General features: G+C 67.1%; 20 protein-coding genes. 9 read left to right on the top strand and 11 right to left on the bottom strand.

Annotation, left to right across the window (positions count from 1 at the left end; genetic code table 11):
* Positions 1-13 precede the first annotated feature (13 nt).
* The 4 genes from ABDZ95_RS12070 to ABDZ95_RS12055 all read left to right on the top strand — a co-directional run bounded on the left by ABDZ95_RS12070 (position 14) and on the right by ABDZ95_RS12055 (position 3,103).
* Positions 14-913: an SPFH domain-containing protein gene (locus tag ABDZ95_RS12070; RefSeq protein WP_343794061.1), complete on the top strand. Its 900-nt coding sequence runs from the start codon at positions 14-16 to the stop codon at positions 911-913.
* Position 914: 1 nt separating this feature from the next.
* Positions 915-1,100, top strand: coding sequence for a type II toxin-antitoxin system antitoxin (locus ABDZ95_RS12065; RefSeq protein ID WP_343794059.1), 186 nt, complete (start codon positions 915-917; stop codon positions 1,098-1,100).
* A 133-nt stretch (positions 1,101-1,233) separates the two neighbouring features.
* Positions 1,234-2,484 (top strand): glycosyltransferase, encoded by a 1,251-nt coding sequence (locus tag ABDZ95_RS12060; RefSeq protein ID WP_343794057.1) that lies wholly within the window; start codon positions 1,234-1,236, stop codon positions 2,482-2,484.
* An 85-nt stretch (positions 2,485-2,569) separates the two neighbouring features.
* Positions 2,570-3,103 carry a SixA phosphatase family protein gene (locus tag ABDZ95_RS12055; protein ID WP_343794055.1) on the top strand — a complete coding sequence of 178 codons (534 nt, stop codon included), beginning with the start codon at positions 2,570-2,572 and terminating at the stop codon, positions 3,101-3,103.
* 13 nt (positions 3,104-3,116) lie between these two features.
* On the opposite strand, the gene ABDZ95_RS12050 is transcribed toward ABDZ95_RS12055, so the two are convergent.
* The 6 genes from ABDZ95_RS12050 to ABDZ95_RS12025 form a co-directional block, all read right to left on the bottom strand.
* Entirely contained in the window at positions 3,117-3,926 is an 810-nt protein-coding gene (locus tag ABDZ95_RS12050) for a hypothetical protein (RefSeq protein ID WP_343794053.1), read from the bottom strand.
* A gap of 34 nt (positions 3,927-3,960) precedes the next feature.
* On the bottom strand, positions 3,961-5,979 hold the full coding sequence (gene parE / locus ABDZ95_RS12045; protein WP_425542993.1) for a DNA topoisomerase IV subunit B: 2,019 nt from the start codon (positions 5,977-5,979) through the stop codon (positions 3,961-3,963).
* A gap of 58 nt (positions 5,980-6,037) precedes the next feature.
* Positions 6,038-7,390 (bottom strand): O-antigen ligase family protein, encoded by a 1,353-nt coding sequence (locus tag ABDZ95_RS12040; RefSeq protein ID WP_343794049.1) that lies wholly within the window; start codon positions 7,388-7,390, stop codon positions 6,038-6,040.
* A 43-nt stretch (positions 7,391-7,433) separates the two neighbouring features.
* Positions 7,434-7,709 carry a type II toxin-antitoxin system RelE/ParE family toxin gene (locus ABDZ95_RS12035; protein WP_343794047.1) on the bottom strand — a complete coding sequence of 92 codons (276 nt, stop codon included), beginning with the start codon at positions 7,707-7,709 and terminating at the stop codon, positions 7,434-7,436.
* Complete coding sequence (locus tag ABDZ95_RS12030; protein WP_343794045.1) at positions 7,706-7,981, bottom strand: hypothetical protein; 276 nt, start codon at positions 7,979-7,981, stop codon at positions 7,706-7,708. The genes ABDZ95_RS12035 and ABDZ95_RS12030 overlap by 4 nt, the downstream gene beginning before the upstream one ends.
* Positions 7,982-8,046: 65 nt before the next feature.
* A complete protein-coding gene (locus ABDZ95_RS12025) occupies positions 8,047-10,377 on the bottom strand; it encodes an ATP-dependent helicase (protein ID WP_343794043.1) in 2,331 nt (776 codons plus the stop codon).
* A gap of 125 nt (positions 10,378-10,502) precedes the next feature.
* On the opposite strand from ABDZ95_RS12025, the gene ABDZ95_RS12020 reads away from it, so the two are divergent.
* Together ABDZ95_RS12020 and ABDZ95_RS12015 are read left to right on the top strand one after the other, a co-directional pair.
* Positions 10,503-10,712, top strand: coding sequence for a hypothetical protein (locus tag ABDZ95_RS12020; protein ID WP_343794041.1), 210 nt, complete (start codon positions 10,503-10,505; stop codon positions 10,710-10,712).
* A gap of 3 nt (positions 10,713-10,715) precedes the next feature.
* Entirely contained in the window at positions 10,716-11,042 is a 327-nt protein-coding gene (locus ABDZ95_RS12015; RefSeq protein ID WP_343794040.1) for a hypothetical protein, read from the top strand.
* On the opposite strand, the gene ABDZ95_RS12010 is transcribed toward ABDZ95_RS12015, so the two are convergent.
* From ABDZ95_RS12010 to ABDZ95_RS12000, 3 genes are read right to left on the bottom strand one after another with little or no spacing between them, the layout of a single operon-like run.
* A complete protein-coding gene (locus ABDZ95_RS12010; protein WP_343794038.1) occupies positions 11,039-11,755 on the bottom strand; it encodes an SIMPL domain-containing protein in 717 nt (238 codons plus the stop codon). The two genes, ABDZ95_RS12015 and ABDZ95_RS12010, sit on opposite strands and share 4 nt — an antisense overlap.
* A 42-nt stretch (positions 11,756-11,797) precedes the next feature.
* Positions 11,798-12,040, bottom strand: coding sequence for a ribbon-helix-helix domain-containing protein (locus ABDZ95_RS12005; RefSeq protein WP_343794036.1), 243 nt, complete (start codon positions 12,038-12,040; stop codon positions 11,798-11,800).
* A gap of 3 nt (positions 12,041-12,043) precedes the next feature.
* The gene (locus ABDZ95_RS12000; protein ID WP_343794034.1) at positions 12,044-12,469 is read right to left on the bottom strand and encodes a YbaY family lipoprotein; all 426 of its coding nucleotides are present in this window, start codon (positions 12,467-12,469) and stop codon (positions 12,044-12,046) included.
* A 117-nt stretch (positions 12,470-12,586) separates the two neighbouring features.
* Here ABDZ95_RS12000 and ABDZ95_RS11995 point away from each other — a divergent pair, with 117 nt between their 5' ends.
* Positions 12,587-13,339, top strand: a complete 753-nt coding sequence (locus ABDZ95_RS11995; protein WP_343794032.1) for a Coq4 family protein — start codon at positions 12,587-12,589, stop codon at positions 13,337-13,339.
* 88 nt (positions 13,340-13,427) lie between these two features.
* Entirely contained in the window at positions 13,428-14,360 is a 933-nt protein-coding gene (locus tag ABDZ95_RS11990; RefSeq protein WP_343794030.1) for a DMT family transporter, read from the top strand.
* Here ABDZ95_RS11990 and ABDZ95_RS11985 read toward each other — a convergent pair.
* Together ABDZ95_RS11985 and ABDZ95_RS11980 are read right to left on the bottom strand one after the other, a co-directional pair.
* On the bottom strand, positions 14,357-14,533 hold the full coding sequence (locus tag ABDZ95_RS11985; protein WP_343794028.1) for a hypothetical protein: 177 nt from the start codon (positions 14,531-14,533) through the stop codon (positions 14,357-14,359). The genes ABDZ95_RS11990 and ABDZ95_RS11985 overlap by 4 nt on opposite strands.
* Position 14,534: 1 nt before the next feature.
* A complete protein-coding gene (locus ABDZ95_RS11980; protein ID WP_343794026.1) occupies positions 14,535-14,711 on the bottom strand; it encodes a DUF4169 family protein in 177 nt (58 codons plus the stop codon).
* A 76-nt stretch (positions 14,712-14,787) separates the two neighbouring features.
* Between ABDZ95_RS11980 and ABDZ95_RS11975 the strand changes: the two genes are divergently transcribed.
* Positions 14,788-15,021: a DUF2171 domain-containing protein gene (locus ABDZ95_RS11975; RefSeq protein WP_343794025.1), complete on the top strand. Its 234-nt coding sequence runs from the start codon at positions 14,788-14,790 to the stop codon at positions 15,019-15,021.
* The last annotated feature ends 1 nt before the right edge of the window (position 15,022 follow it).

Here is a 15,022-nt window from a genome sequence, read left to right as displayed (position 1 = left end):
AGGAGGGCTCCCCATGACTGTTCCGGCTGCTGTGCATTCCCGATCCACCGAGCGCGCGGCGTCGACCGCCAACGGCATACTCATGCTGCTGGTTGGTCTGGCGATGACGCTGGGCGGTCCCGCCCTGGTGGCGACGAACCCTGACGCCATCGTGAACGTGATCGGCGGAATCACCGTGGCTGTCGTCGGCCTGTTCCTGCTGTGCGGACTGTATTCGCTTCAGCCGAACGAGGGCGTGGCGATTCTGTTGTTCGGCGACTACCGCGGCACGGACCGCAAGACCGGTCTGCGGTGGGTGTTGCCCTGGTACACGCGAAAGAAGATCAGCCTGCGCGTCCGCAACATCACCTCGGACAAGCTGAAGGTGAACGACAAGCGCGGCAGCCCGATCGAAATCGCCGCCAACGTCGTCTGGCGCGTCGAGGATTCGGCGCAGGCCCTTTTCGACGTCGATGACTATCAGGCCTTCGTGAACATCCAGGTCGATACCGCCCTGCGCGACATCACCTCGCACTATGCCTACGACCATGGTGACGAAAGCGACGCGCCGGAGCTGACGCTGCGTTCTGACGCCGAGGATGTCGCGGCCCGTCTGCGGGACGAACTGGTCCAGCGCGTGAAGGTCGCCGGCGTCGCCGTCGATGAAGCCCGCCTGGCCCACCTGGCCTATGCGCCCGAGATCGCCGGGGCGATGCTGAAGCGTCAGCAGGCCGAAGCCGTCCTGTCCGCTCGCCGCCTGATCGTGAAGGGCGCCGTCGGCATGGTGGAGGCCGCGCTGGCCGACCTGAACGACCGTGGGGTCGTCGACCTCGACGAGGATCGCAAAGCCGCCATGGTTTCCAACCTGCTGGTCGTGCTTTGCGCCGACCGCGAGGCGCAGCCCGTGGTCAACACCGGCACGCTGTACGGCTGATATGGCCGGCAAGCCGCGCAAGCCGTTCCTGATGCGCGCGTCTCCGGGCGTGATGGCGGCGGTCGAGAAACTGGCCGCCGCCGAACTGCGCTCGGTCAATGCCCAGGTCGAGGTACTGTTGCGGGAGGCACTTGTCCGGCGGGGTCTTCCGATCCCGGATGATCGCTCGTCGACAGAGGACGCTTGAGCTTTACCTTTGCCGAGAGTACGGCGCGCGGATGGTGAAGTCGCATCTGTCCAGGGTCCGCAAGGCCCGACGCATCCAGAAACGGGTCCAGCGCGTTGGTTCGGCCAACATCAGCGCAACGGAGCGAGAGCTCATGAACCTGGCCGGACTGGAAGTTCAGGAGGGCGAGCTTCGCCTGATCCCCGGCTGGGACGAAGAGGTTTCCGAGACGCTGAGAGCGACAAAGCAGGCGGCGGAAGACCCGCGCCCGCGCTTCGTCGACACCACAATGCTGTACGCACCCAAGTCGGGCGGCGTGAAGCGCTACCTGCTGTCCAAAAAGGCGTGGCTGGAAGAGAATCGCCCAGGCATCGCCCACTCTCTGGTCGTGCCGGGCGCACACCACAGGGCCGATGACGACGGCATCGTTCAACTGCATTCGACCAAGCTGCCCTTCGGCGACGGCTATCGCTGGCCCAGTTCGGTGCGGCGCTGGGCGGCGTGGGTCGCATCGCTGAACCCGACGCTGATCGAAGCCGGCGATCCCTATACGCCGGGGCAGGGTGCGCTTGAGGCCGGTCAGCGGGCCGGCTGCCCGGTCGTCGGTTTCTGCCACTCCGACCCGGCCGGTCTGGCGGCGCTGCATTTCGGCGAGTGGGCCAAGAAGCCGGTCGAGAAGCGCTGGGCCCGTCTGTTCGGCCAGTTCGACCGCGTCGTTTCGCCCAGCCGCTACATCGCCCGCCGGCTTGAGGAAGCAGGCATCAAGGACATCGTCATCCAGCCGCTGGGTGTCGAGGTCGACACCTTCCGTCCAGACCGGCGTGACCGGGACTGGTTGCTGAAAAAGCTGGGCCTGCCGGCTTCCGCACGATTGCTGTGCTTCGCCGGCCGACCGGCCCGCGAGAAGAACATCGACGTCCTGATCGAGGCCGTGCAGCGGCTCGGCGATCCCTATCACCTGGTGCTGGTCGGCGCGGGGCAGGGGTTGCCGCAGGAAGACCGTGTCATTTCGCTGCCTTACGAGGCGAACCCGAAGGCGGTGGCCAAGATCATCGCCAGTTGCGACGCCTTCGTGCATGCCAACGACAAGGAGCCGTTCGGTCTGATCGTGCTGGAGGCCATGGCCTGCGGCCGTCCGGTCGTCGGGGTGAACTCCGGCGGCGTGATGGAGACCGTCGACAGCTCGGTCGGCCAACTGGCCTCGAAGGCGGAGCCCAAGGCCTATGCGGCGGCGATCGAGGCGCTGTTCGAGCGGGATATCGAGGCGTTGGGCGCCGCTGCCCGCCAGAAGGCCGTCGATCGCTTCGCCTGGAACCGGGTCTTCGAGGACCTGTGCATGACCTACGCCGATGTCAGCGGCCAGCGGGCCTTCATCGAGCCGGCCGGAGACTGGGCCGAGCACTGAGGTCTCCGGCACCGGGCTTGTCGTCCTGGCCCCGCGCTGTGCATTGTCTGCCTGAACCCGTCGGAGCGCGGGTCGGGGAGAGATCATGAAGCGCATTCTTCTGGCCGTAGCCGCCGCGACCCTGCTGACCGCGGCCCCCGCGGCGGCCCAGACAGTCATTCTGGTTCGCCACGCCGAGAAGGCCGATCAGAGCGCGGATCCCGCCTTGTCGGAAGCAGGGCAGGCGAGGGCCGAGGCCCTGGCGCAAACGCTCGCTGACCGACACCCTACGGTGATCGTGTTCACGGCGTTGCAGAGGACACACCTGACTGCGCGCCCTTCGATGATGTCTGGAACGAACGATCGCCGTCCTACCGTCGTCAGGGTTCCGTTTGAGGGCTTCACGGTCCGCCAGCATATCGACATGACGGTCCGAAGCATCCGTGAGTTTGCACCTGACGATGTCATCCTCGTTGTCGGGCACAGCAACACCATTCCGCAGATCGCCCGGGCGCTTGGTTATCGCGAGGCCGCGGACATGCGCGAATGCGAGTTTGATCGACTGACTACCCTGCACCTGACACCGGCCGGGGCGACCGGCGAGGTCACGCGCTATGGCGAGCCCTCGGTCTGCGAGTGAGCGCGCGGGGCGGCTACCGGCGGACCTCGCGAATCCGGGCGCCGTTGACCTGGAACACCTTCTCCCCGGCGAGGACGAAGATCGTCAGACGATTTTGCAGCGACAGGAAGACGTGCGTCTCGACGGGGCCGTCGGACACGATCTGGCTGACCACCATACCCACAGGCTGGCCCTGAGCCGAGCGTTGCGGGCGCGGCATGTCCAGGCAGGTGTTGCTGAGGATGTCGCGGCGCACGACCGTGCCGCCGTCCGCACTGATGTGGAAGCGGTAGTGGCCGCCGACGGGCACGATGTTGGCGTCCGTCGTCGAGGTCAGCAGCCAGACCAGCCATCCGTCGCTCTGGGGATCGTCGAGCACCACGGCATTCATGGGGGATGAGCAGCGGAGCCGGCCGACGTTCGTAGCGGCGGTGTTCCGCGCCCGGAACTGGGCTTGTTCGGCTTCGGAAAGGGGCGTGGCAGCCTCCTCGACCGAGCCCGCGACACCATTTCGAACCACGACATCCCAGCCCGATTTCACGCCTTCGCCATCCGCGCGGAGGAAGCGGACGCGCTGGGCGTTTCTCTCGGGCGTCACGACCCAACCCGTGAGATCGGCAGGGGGCTGGCGGTTGAAATGGGCCACGAACGCATCGGTAGCGACCGAGGCGGCGCGGTCCTGCTCGAATATCGCCTGTCCCATCGCGGCGACGCGCGCGGTCGGCCATTCCTCGATACGAACCGGAGCCGGAGCCGGAGCCGGAGCCGGAGCATTGTCCTGGGCGAGGGCAGGGACGGCGACGCCGGCCAGAGCGGCGGCGACGGCTAGGGCGACGATGCGCATGAGTGGCTCTCCTGATCCGGAAGCCAATCTGTCTCTACACGTCGAGGTCAGCAACCGCGAAACGCGCGTTATCCTGAATGAATTGGTAGCGGGCCTCGGCCTTCTTGCCCATCAGGCGCTCGACCAGATCCTCGATCTCGTCCTCGCTCTCGGGCAGTTCGATCCGGGCCAGGGTCCGCTTCTTCGGATCCATGGTCGTTTCCTTGAGCTGGGCGGCCATCATCTCGCCCAGACCCTTGAACCGGCCGATCTCGGTCTTCTTGCCCTTGAAGACGGTCGCCATCAGCTCGTCACGGTGGGCGTCGTCGCGGGCGTACTCCGATACGGCGCCGGCCTGGATGCGGTAGAGCGGCGGCAGGGCCATGAAGACCCGGCCCTGACGGATCGTCTCGGGCATGACGCGGTAGAAGAAGGTGATCAGCAGCGCCGCGATGTGGGCGCCGTCCACGTCGGCGTCGGTCATGATGACGATGCGCTCGTAGCGCAGATCGTCGATGTTGAAGCGGTTGCCCGGCTGGACGCCCAAGGCCAGAGCCAGATCGGACAGTTCGACGTTCTGGCGCAGCTTGTCCGCCGTCGCCGAGGCCACGTTCAGGATCTTTCCGCGCAGGGGAAGGATGGCCTGGGTGTTGCGGTCGCGCGCCTGCTTGGCCGAGCCGCCGGCCGAGTCGCCCTCGACGATGAACAGTTCGGTGCCCTCGGCGGCCTGACGGGTGCAGTCCGCCAGCTTGCCCGGCAGGCGCAGCTTGCGGGTGGCGGCCGCGCGCTGGACTTCCTTGTCCTTGCGACGCTTCAGCCGGTCCTCGGCCCGCTCGATGATGAAGCCGAGCAGCTGGTTGGCCTGTTTGGGGCTTTCGGTCAGCCAGTGGTCCAGCGGGTCGCGCAGCAGTTGCTCGACCATCCGCGCGCCTTCGGGCGAGGACAGGCGGTCCTTTGTCTGGCCCTGGAACTCGGGATTGCGGATGAAGACCGAGATCATGGCGCCGGCGTTGGCGATGACGTCCTCGGCGGTGATCAGACCGGCGCGCTTCTCGTTGGTCAGCTCGCCATAGGCCTTCAGTCCCTTGACCAGCGCCGCGCGGAAGCCGGCCTCGTGCGTGCCGCCGTCCGGCGTGGACACGGTGTTGCAGTAGGAGCTGACGAAGCCGTCGGACTCGCCGAAGCCGATCGGCGACCAGGTCACCGCCCACTCGACCGCGCCGGCCTCGCCCTTGCGCTCGACCCGGCCGGCGAAGGCCGGGGTGACGGTCTCAAGTTCGCCGATCCGCTCGGACAGGGCGTCGGCCAGACCGCCGGGGAAGTGCAGGGTGGCGCTGGCGGGCGTGGCGTCGGTGATGCGCTCGGGCGCGCAGGTCCATTTGATCTCGACGCCGCGGAACAGATAGGCCTTGGACCGGGCCATGCGGAACAGGCGGGCGGGCTTGAAGGCCGCGCCGACGCCGAAGATCTCGGCGTCCGGGTGGAAGCGGATCAGGGTGCCGCGCTTCTTCGACGGACCGACCTGCTGGATCGGGCCCAGCACATGGCCCTGCGAGAAGGACTGTTTCCACTCGAAGCCGTCGCGCCAGACGGTGACGTCCAGATGGTCGGACAGGGCGTTGACGACCGAGACGCCGACGCCGTGCAGGCCGCCGGAGGTCTCATAGGCCTTGCCCGAGAATTTGCCGCCCGAGTGCAGGACGGTCATCACGACCTCCAGCGCCGATTTGCCGGGGTGCTTGGGGTGCGGATCGACCGGGATGCCGCGGCCGTCGTCGCGGACCGACAGGAAGCCGTCGGCGTCCAGATCGACGGTGATCAGCTTCGCATGGCGGGCCACGGCCTCGTCCATCGCGTTGTCGAGGACTTCGGCGAACAGGTGGTGCAGCGCCCGCTCGTCGGTGCCGCCAATGTACATTCCGGGGCGTTTCCGGACGGGCTCCAGACCTTCCAGCACCTCGATGGACGAGGCGGAGTACCCTGTGGCGGCCGCCAGCGGGGCGGAGGCGGGGACATCGGCCGGCTTGGGCGCAGGCGCAGGCTCCGGCGACGGCGCAGCGGCTTGCGACGTCATCGCGGGCTCGGCTTCAGGCACGGAGACGGGTTCGGCCGGACGCGGCTGCGTCGGCTCTTCATCGAACAGCGAAAGGAGGTCGGCGGACTGGCCCATTTGCATACTGTGCGGCGATTCGGGAGCCGGTCTGGTAGGCCCGACGGGGCTTGGGGGCAAGCGGGACGGCCACGGCTGTGGATGACGGCAGCACCGCGCGCGTCATCACGGCCATGAACAGCACCCAAGGGAGGCTCTGGTGCGTCAGCAGGATCGATTCCGACAGGCTGAGCGCAATGAAGGCGACGAGGAACCCCAGCGCCCACCAGCCCTCGCGCAGCCCGGCTCCGCCCGATCGCAGGATGGTGACGACCGTCGCCAGCGCCATCAGCACGCCGGTCAGAATGGCGCCCGGCCAGCCGAGCTGGACCAGCAGGTCGATCCAGCCGTTGTGTGCGCTGGGTACTGGCCATTGGGTCTCCTTGCGGATCCATTCGGCGGGGACGCTCTCGCGACCCCAGAAGGCGCCGTAGCCGTAGCCGGTCATCGGATGGTCGGCGACCTTGCGCATCAGGGCGGCCCAGATGTCGGTCCGGCCGGTGAGCGACGGGTCCTTGCCAAGGGCTTCCAGCACCTCGACCGAATGGGTGTCCCACAGCCAGACGCCGGCCGCGGCGACCACGACGGCGGCCCAGATCGCGACCACTGCGAAGACCGCGCCGCCGCGCCTCAGCGCCCAGAAGCCGCCGACAGTCCCGACGCCCAGCATCAGGCACAGCAGGGAGGTCTTGGACTGGGTCGCCAGCACCAGTCCGCTGGACAGGGCGAGGGCGAGGGCGGGCAACAGACGGCTGCGGCCGTCTTCCATGACCAGACAGGCGGCCGAGGCGGTGGCGCCGATCACCATGACCGCGCCCATCTGGTTCTTCTCGTACCAGAGCCCGCGCCAAAGGCCGGCGTTCTCGGCATGGTGGACGCCGATGGAGGGGAAGGCGAAGACCATCACCAGACTGCCCATCGCCATGACCAAGGTCGCCTGCATCAGCATGCGGGGCAGGTGAGGGCCGCGGAAGGCCGCGCCCATGTACAGGGCGAACAGCAGGGTGATGGCCAGGGAGATGACCCGCCGCATCGTGGTTGCGGAATCGATCGACCAGTATTTCGAGGCGAAGGCGAGGAAGACCGTGGTCAGCAGCAGCAGCGCCGCCGGCCATGCTCGCCAGATGCGATCCAGCCGGTAGATGAAGAGGCCCAGCGTCACCGCATAGGCCGGCAGCCAGACCAGTCGCAGGATCGGCGTCTCCTCCTGCGTCGGCGCAAACACGGGACCGATCAGGGCGCCGGTCAGCATGAAGATCATCGCAATGCAGATCGCCCCCTCCCACCAGGTGGGAACGGGTTCGGCGTCGGCGACGATGGAGCGGGACTCACGCACGCTCGCAGAGTCGGGGAACGGCGTTAAGGAAGGATTGGAGCGGTTAGCGGTTCTGGCGTGAATGCTTGAAGCGCAGGACGAGGATGTCGCTTCCGCGGACGATGTAACAAATCACGAACCCATCCCGACCAAACCTGACGCCTTTTTCTCGCCAGCCACGCGAGGTCTGCACACCCATTGACGGATTGTCCGCCAGCAGTTCGAAGACGTGATAGATTTCCGCTGCAGCCCTGCGCGCAGCCTGCGGAGATCTGTGCGAGAGCCATTCGATCTGGGCCGCTAGATCGTGCTCGGCTTGAGCCGAAAGCCGGAGCGTCACTTTTTCTCTGCGAGCAGTCGTTCCAGCAAGGCTTCCATTTCGGGGCGAACCTCACTCCATGGCCGTCCGGGTTCGTTCAGTTGATACCTCGCCGCGTCGTCGGTTCTGGGATCTCCACCCTCCGGCCAATCGAAATCATCGTAGTCGAAGAACTTCTGATCCAGCACCATCGCCACCAGTTCCTCTGGCGATACCCCTGCCGCTTGGGCCGTGGCGGTCAACTTACGAGCTGTATAGCCGTTGACCGAGACCTTGAATGTCGCGTCATCCATCAAACCGCCTCAGCGTTCGAACCTAGTCATGATCGTCAGAACATTGGGTGAACATCTGTGTTGGGTCAAGTCTTCTCCACGAAGGTGTCGATCACCTTCTTCTCGCCCGCCTTGTCGAAGGCGACGACGAGTTTGTTGCCTTCGATGGCGCGGACCTGGCCGTAGCCGAATTTCTGGTGGAAGACGCGGTCGCCCTTCGTCCAGCCCGAGCCCGCTTTCGGATCTCCAGAGGCGACCAGACGGCCGTCGCCTTCCAGCAGGGTCTGGCGGGCGGGCTGGGCGTTAGGGACGCGGTTGGCGGCGAAGGCCTGGCCGCGCTTCCAGCCGGGAGAGGAGTAGCCGCTGCCGAAGCTGGGCATCTCATCCCAGCGGCTCTTGGCCTCGCGCATGCCGCCGGACGCGCCGTAGTAGCCGGTGTCAGATTGAGCCTCGACATGGTCGATGGGAAGTTCGTCGACGAAGCGGCTGGGCAGTTGCGACTGCCAACGGCCGTAGACCTGACGGTTGGCGGCGAAGGAGATGCGGACGTCCTCCTTGCCCCGGGTGACGCCGACATAGGCGAGGCGCCGCTCCTCCTCGAGGCCCTTTTCGCCCTTTTCGTCGATGCTGCGCTGGCTGGGGAAGACGCCTTCCTCCCAGCCGGGCAGGAAGACCAGCGGGAACTCCAGCCCCTTGGCGCCGTGCAGGGTCATGACCTGCACCGAGTCCGCGCTCTCGCCCCGGTCCAGATCCATGACCAGCGAGACGTGCTCCAGATAGGCGGTCAGGCCGTCGAAGGCCTGCATCGACTGAACGAGCTCCTTGAGGTTATCCAGCCGCGTCTGGCCGGTCGCGCGGTCGGCCTTCTGCATGTCGGTGTAGCCGCTCTCTTCCAGAACGGTCTCGGTCAGTTCCCAGTGCGACGAGGTCTGGGCGAACTGCCGCCAGCGATCGATGTCGCGGATGAAATTGGCGAAGGCCGTGCGGGTGCGGGCCTGGAGCTCGTCCGAGGTGATCAGGTCGCGCACGGCGGTCATGGCCGGGACGCCGGTCTCGCGGGCGATCTGCAGCACCTTCTGCACACTGGTGTCGCCCAGACCGCGCTTGGGCACGTTGACGATCCGCTCGAAGGCCAGATCGTCGTCCTCGCTGAGGATCAGGCGCAGATAGGCGTGGGCGTCGCGGATCTCGGCGCGTTCGAAGAAGCGCGGGCCGCCGATGACGGTGTAGGGCACCGCCAGCATGACGAACCGTTCCTCGAACGCCCGCATCTGGAAAGAGGCCCGGACCAGTACCGCCATGTCCTTGTAGCCGATGCCCTGACGGCGGGCGGTCTCGATCTCGTCGGCGATCAGCCTTGCCTCGGCCTCGCCGTCCCAGACGCCGCGAACGCGAACCTTGTCGCCGCTGTTGTCCTCGGTCCACAGCGTCTTGCCCAGACGCCCGCGGTTGGCGCTGATCAGGCCCGAGGCGGCGCCGAGGATGTGGTGCGTCGAGCGGTAGTTCCGCTCCAGCCGGATGACCTTGGCGCCCGGGAAGTCCCGCTCGAATCGCAGGATGTTGTCCACCTCGGCGCCGCGCCAGCCATAGATCGACTGGTCGTCGTCGCCGACGCAGCAGACGTTCCCGGTGGAGGAGGTCAGCAGGCGCAGCCACAGGTACTGGGCCACGTTGGTGTCCTGGTACTCGTCGACCAGGATGTAGCGGAAGCGACGGCGATATTCCTCGGCGATATCCGCGTGCTGCGACAGGATCGTCAGGTTGTGCAGCAGCAGATCGCCGAAGTCGCAGGCGTTCAGCGAGGCCAGTCGAGCCTGATAGGCGGCGTACAGCGTCTGGCCCTTGCCGTTGGCGAAGTCCTCGGTGTTCGGCAGCTTCTCCGGCGTCCAGCCACGGTTCTTCCAGTGGTCGATGATCCCGCTGAGCGAACGGGGCGTCCACCGCTTGGTGTCGAGGTTGGCGGCCTCCAGAAGCTGTTTGCAGACCCGTTCCTGATCGTCGGTGTCGAGGATGGTGAAGGTCGATTTCAGCCCGACCAGTTCGGCGTGCCGCCGCAGGATCTGCGCCGCCACCGAGTGGAAGGTGCCCAGCCACCGCAGCCCTTCGGCAGACGGACCGATCAGGTGGGTGATCCGCTCGCGCATCTCGCGCGCGGCCTTGTTGGTGAAGGTGACGGCCAGAAGCTCCCACGGCTTCGCCCGCCCGCTGGCGAGGATGTGCGCCAGACGGGTCGTCAGAACGCGCGTCTTGCCGGTGCCGGCGCCGGCGAGAACCAGCACAGGCCCTTCGGTCGTCTCCACCGCCTCCCGCTGTTCGGGGTTCAGACCCTTCAGATAGTCGGGCGTGCCGGCGGGAACGCCGCCGGGACCGTGCGAGCGTGCGAGATCGGAGATGCGGGGAGGGGCGGATTCGGTCATGGGATCGGCGAGAACATAAGGAGACCGCGCGCGCTTGTCAGCCTTCACTGAAGCGCCGGATCAGGAACCGTTGCCGCTGAGTCGCCGTTGTGACGCCCGACAGGGTTTCAGGAGAGGACCTTCCTATGGCTGACAACATCAACAACACCACCAAGGGCGGCGGTGGCGGCGCCGGCATGGCGTTCATCATCGGGGCGCTGGTCGTGGTGGTGGCTGTGATCGCCTATTTCGTCTTCGCGGGTGGCGGAGCGACGCCGGAAACCAAACAGGTGGACGTCGACGTAAACCTGCCGGAAGTCTCGGCTCCGTCCGTTCCAGCGCCGTCGGGAGGCTGATGCATGACGGATCCCAACGTACCCCCGCCCGAGCGGCCCGAAGTCCATCATCACACCACGATCAACAACGCCGAACGCCGCGGTGGAGGCGGCGGCTTCCTCGGCATTCTGATCGGCGGTCTGGTGATCGTGGTCATCGTGATCGCCGTCTGGCTGTTCGCCAATGGCGGCGGCATGACCCCGACCAAGAGCACGGACGTCAACATCGACGTCGATCTGCCTCGTCCGGAATTGCCTGATGCGCCGAAGATGCCGGACATTCCGGCGCCGCCGCCGGTGGAGCCGCCGTCGCTGCCGAACCCGACCCCGGGGCCGGAGCCGATCGGCTAGCGCAGCCTGTAGCTGATGGTTGTCACGACCCGGATTTTCTTGTCCGGGGACTGGCCCTCATCGCCGATCTCGTCACGCGCCAGGATTTCGAAAGAGCCCTGTGTCGCCTGACGGATCGGCCCCAGGCCGGCACCGGAATCCTTGGCGAACCGCTCCGCTCCTGTGCGGGCCGCAGCAGTCGCCTCGGCGATCATGGCCGGGCGGACGTCATTGAGCTTTGTGAAGACATAGGTCGGACCCGAGAAGTCCTGCAGCACGATGCCTTGGCGCACGAGGTCGTTGAGGGCGCGTGTTGTCGCCTGTACCCGGTCCACGTCGTTGGTTCTTACGATGACCGTCTGCGCGAGGATGAAGCGAGGGCCGCCGTCCTGCGTGCCGTACTCGCGGGAGCGTCGGTCCGCGACCTCGAGTCGGCCCAGCGAGATGGCATTGGCGGGATAGCCCTGCGCCGTCAGGAACTGGCGGACGGCGGCGAGGTCGATGTCGATCTGGCCCTGCACGTCAGACAGCACCTCGCCCGAGGCCGTGAACCGCAGAGGCAGGATGGCGAGGTCGGCCTTCACGTTGCGCTCGGCCAGACCACGCACCGTGACGGACCGGTCGCCCACCCGGGCGTTGACCACGCCCTGTCCGATCAGGGCTCCTCCACCGATGAAGCCGATGGCCAGCAGGGCTCCGAAGACGGCGGCGGGGATCAGGCGGTTGTCGGTCATGGCGGTTCTCCAGAGCGGAGGATGCGCCGACCATTTCGGCTGTCAATCTGACAGCGTCTGACCCGCGAAAGACCGATCGCCGCCGGCCCAGGCGAGCGCCAGAAGCCGGCAGGCGGAGGCGAGGGGCGTGCGGCCCCGAGTTTCGTCGATCCGTTTCATCAGGCCGGCGTGGCCCAACTCCAGCTCGGCGCCGATCCTGTCCAGAACCGCCCAGAACTCGGGCTCCAGCGCCACCGAGGTGGCGTGGCCCGACAGGGAAACCGAGCGCTTCTTCAGTTCGCTCACGCCTCAGCGCACTCCGACCATGACGATGTCGGCCGACGCGGGTGCGCCGTTGGTCAGGACGGCGTGGCGGGTGTCGGTGGTGAAGCGAAGTGCGCCAGCGGCGTCCCGGATCTCGGCGCGGACGGCATAGGTATGGCGCGGATCGATCTGCGAGCGAGGGAAGCCCAGCGTCGCCTGATACGGCGGCGCGCGGCCCTCCAGCGGTTCGCGATGTTCGGCCAGCACGCGGGCGGGGGCGTCGGCCAGGCTGACATCCTCGACGCGCACGGTCAGCACATGGCCCGGCGGCAGAAGGATGCGCTCGCGATAGGTGGCGGTGACGTTCACCACGGCCATGCCGTGGCCGACGTCGGTGGGCGGCGCGTTGTCGGTCGGCGCGCAGGCGGCGAGGGTCAGGGCGAAGGGCAGGGCGAGGGCGGGGATGCGCATGGCGGTCTCCTGTTCGTCTTTCGACAGCCTAGCAGAGGCGAATGAGTCTGCGTCAGATGATCGCCGTTCACCCTCATCCGGTTCCGCGCTATTCTCCTGGCCTGATCGAGGATCGACATGACCGCCGCTGATCTGGACGCCGCCGACCGCCTTACGCCGCAGAGGCTGGAGCCCTTGAAGGCGCTGCGCGCCTTCCGGGCGCTGGTGCGGAACAAGGAGGACACCGCCCAGGTGTTCGAGATCATGCGGGCTCTGTCCGGCCGTTCGATCCGGCGGGGCTACGACCGGCTGCTGGGCACGATGGAGGGCGGACGGCAGGCCTTCCTGCGCGACGAGCTGGCCCACCGGCTGGATGACCCGGAGTGGCTGGCGCAGTTCGGCGAAGGCACGGTTGGCGGCGCCTATCGCGCCTTTCGCGAGGCGCGGGGCTTCACGGCCGAGGGGCTGGCCGAGGAGGCCCGCAAGATCGGCGACATCGTCGACGCCCAGCATCCGGTGATCTGGTACTCGCGCCGCTTGCGGGACGTGCACGACGTCTGGCACGTGCTGACGGGCTATGAGACGGACGCTCTGGGTGAAGCCTGCGTGGTGACATTCTCCCACGCCCAGACCGGCAACCTCGGCTTCGCCTTCATCGGGCTGGGCGCGGCGCGGGAGATCCGGCGCGAGAACCGATCGGTGCCAGCGCGGCGGGCGGTGCTGCAGGCCTGGCGGATCGGGCGCAGGGCGCGCTGGCTGCCGGGGCTGGACTACGAAGCCCTGTTCGCCGAGTCGCTGGAGAGCGCGCGGGCGCGGCTGAAGCTGCGTCCGGCGACGGTCTATCATTCGGTTCCGGCAGAGGTTCGCGCGGCGCTGAAGCTTCGCGCCTGAGCGGTTTCCGGACGCCACAAGCCGACCTTATGACGGCAGCGGAATAACCCCGCTTGTGCGCCCCGTCGGCGGGGTTCATTGCGAGCTCATGTCCTCGCCGACCGAATCCCGTCCCGTCGCCCGACCGCGCCTGTCTCGCACGACCCTGCTGGGGATCGCAGGGGTGGTCGTCTGCGCGATGATCTGGGGGACGACCTGGTACGCGATCACCCTGCAACTGGGGACGGTGCCGACTATCGCCTCGATCGTCTGGCGGTTCGGTCTGGCAGCGATCCTGCTGTTCATCGTCAGCGCCGTGATCCGACAACCACTGAAGCTGACCCGCGCGCAGCATCTGGCGGCGCTGGGGCAGGGGGCGTTCGCCTTCTCGGTCAGCTACGCCTTCACCTATGCGGCGGAAGGGCATGTGGCGTCGGCCATCGTGGCGGTGACCTTCGCCTCCCTGACCTTCATCAATCTGGTGCTGTTCCGACTGGCCGCGCGGCAAAAGGCGGCGGCGGCCTCGTGGGGCGGAGCGCTGCTCGGCCTCGTCGGCGTCGCGGTGCTGTCCGGTGGCGAGGTTCTGGGCGCGGGGTTCGACCGGCGGGCCGCCATGGGCGTGGGCCTGGCCCTGATCGCGACCACGGCCTCGGCCTTCGGCAACTTCTTCGCCTGGAGGGGCCAGAACGCGGGCTCGGCGGCCATTCCGTCGACGGCCTGGGCCATGGCCTATGGCACCGGCCTGCTGATCATCTTCGGTCTGGCGACGGGGGTGAAGTTCCACATCGATCCGACACCGGCCTATGTCGGTTCGCTGCTGTACCTGTCGATCTTCGGCTCGGTGATCGCCTTCGGTCTGTACTTCACCATTGCCCGCACGATCGGCTACGCGATGGCCAGCTACATCTCCGCGCTGACCCCGCCGATCGCCATGCTGGTGTCGGTGATGTTCGAGGGCGCGACCTTCGATTGGTCGGCTCTGGTCGGGCTGGCGCTGGTGCTCTCAGGCCAGTTGCTGCTGATCCGGGCGCCGAAGAGCTAGCGCCGGAACCAGCCGGATTTCTTCGATGCCTTGGCGGCCTCGCGGGCAGCCGCGACCTGCTCGCCCGTCTTCGCCTCCGCGAGGGCCTGACGGCGTTTCTTCTCGGCGGTCATGCGGCGCATGGCGATCAGGGCGATCAGCCCGGCGCGGGTGTGAGGCGCATAGCCCGCCATGTCAGTCCTCCAGCTTCGACCCATCCAGAAGCCGCTCGGCGCGCGCCCGTTCCTTCTCGGCCTTCTGCTTCTGCGCCTTGGTGCGACCGTGGGTGGCGCGGTTGGCCTGCGCCGTAGCCTTCGCGTCGGCCTTCGCCTTGTCCTTGCGGAAGCGGTTCAGGTTCACGACGTCGCCCATGGGCCTTCTCCGTGATGCAACCCGGCGCGGGCCGGACGGTTGTCCCGAGGTACCGGAAACCTCAGGAGCATCCACGATGGTAGACCCTTCAACGATCCGCGAACACCTCGAAGTCGTCGGCTCGGACGGCGAGCATGTCGGCCGCGTCGACCATGTGCTGGGCGACCAGATCGAACTGGCCAAGCTGGATCTGGCCGGCGGCTTCAAGCACCACATGATCCCCGTCAGCTGGGTCGATCACGTCGATGAGCATGTCCATCTGAATGTGACGAAGGACGAGGCCAAGGCGCGCTGGACCGAGAAGCACTGAC

Source organism: Brevundimonas kwangchunensis (assembly GCF_039523815.1).
Lineage (GTDB): Bacteria > Pseudomonadota > Alphaproteobacteria > Caulobacterales > Caulobacteraceae > Brevundimonas > Brevundimonas kwangchunensis.
Note: the sequence above shows the minus strand (reverse complement) of the source record. Positions and strands in the feature narration are given on the sequence as shown.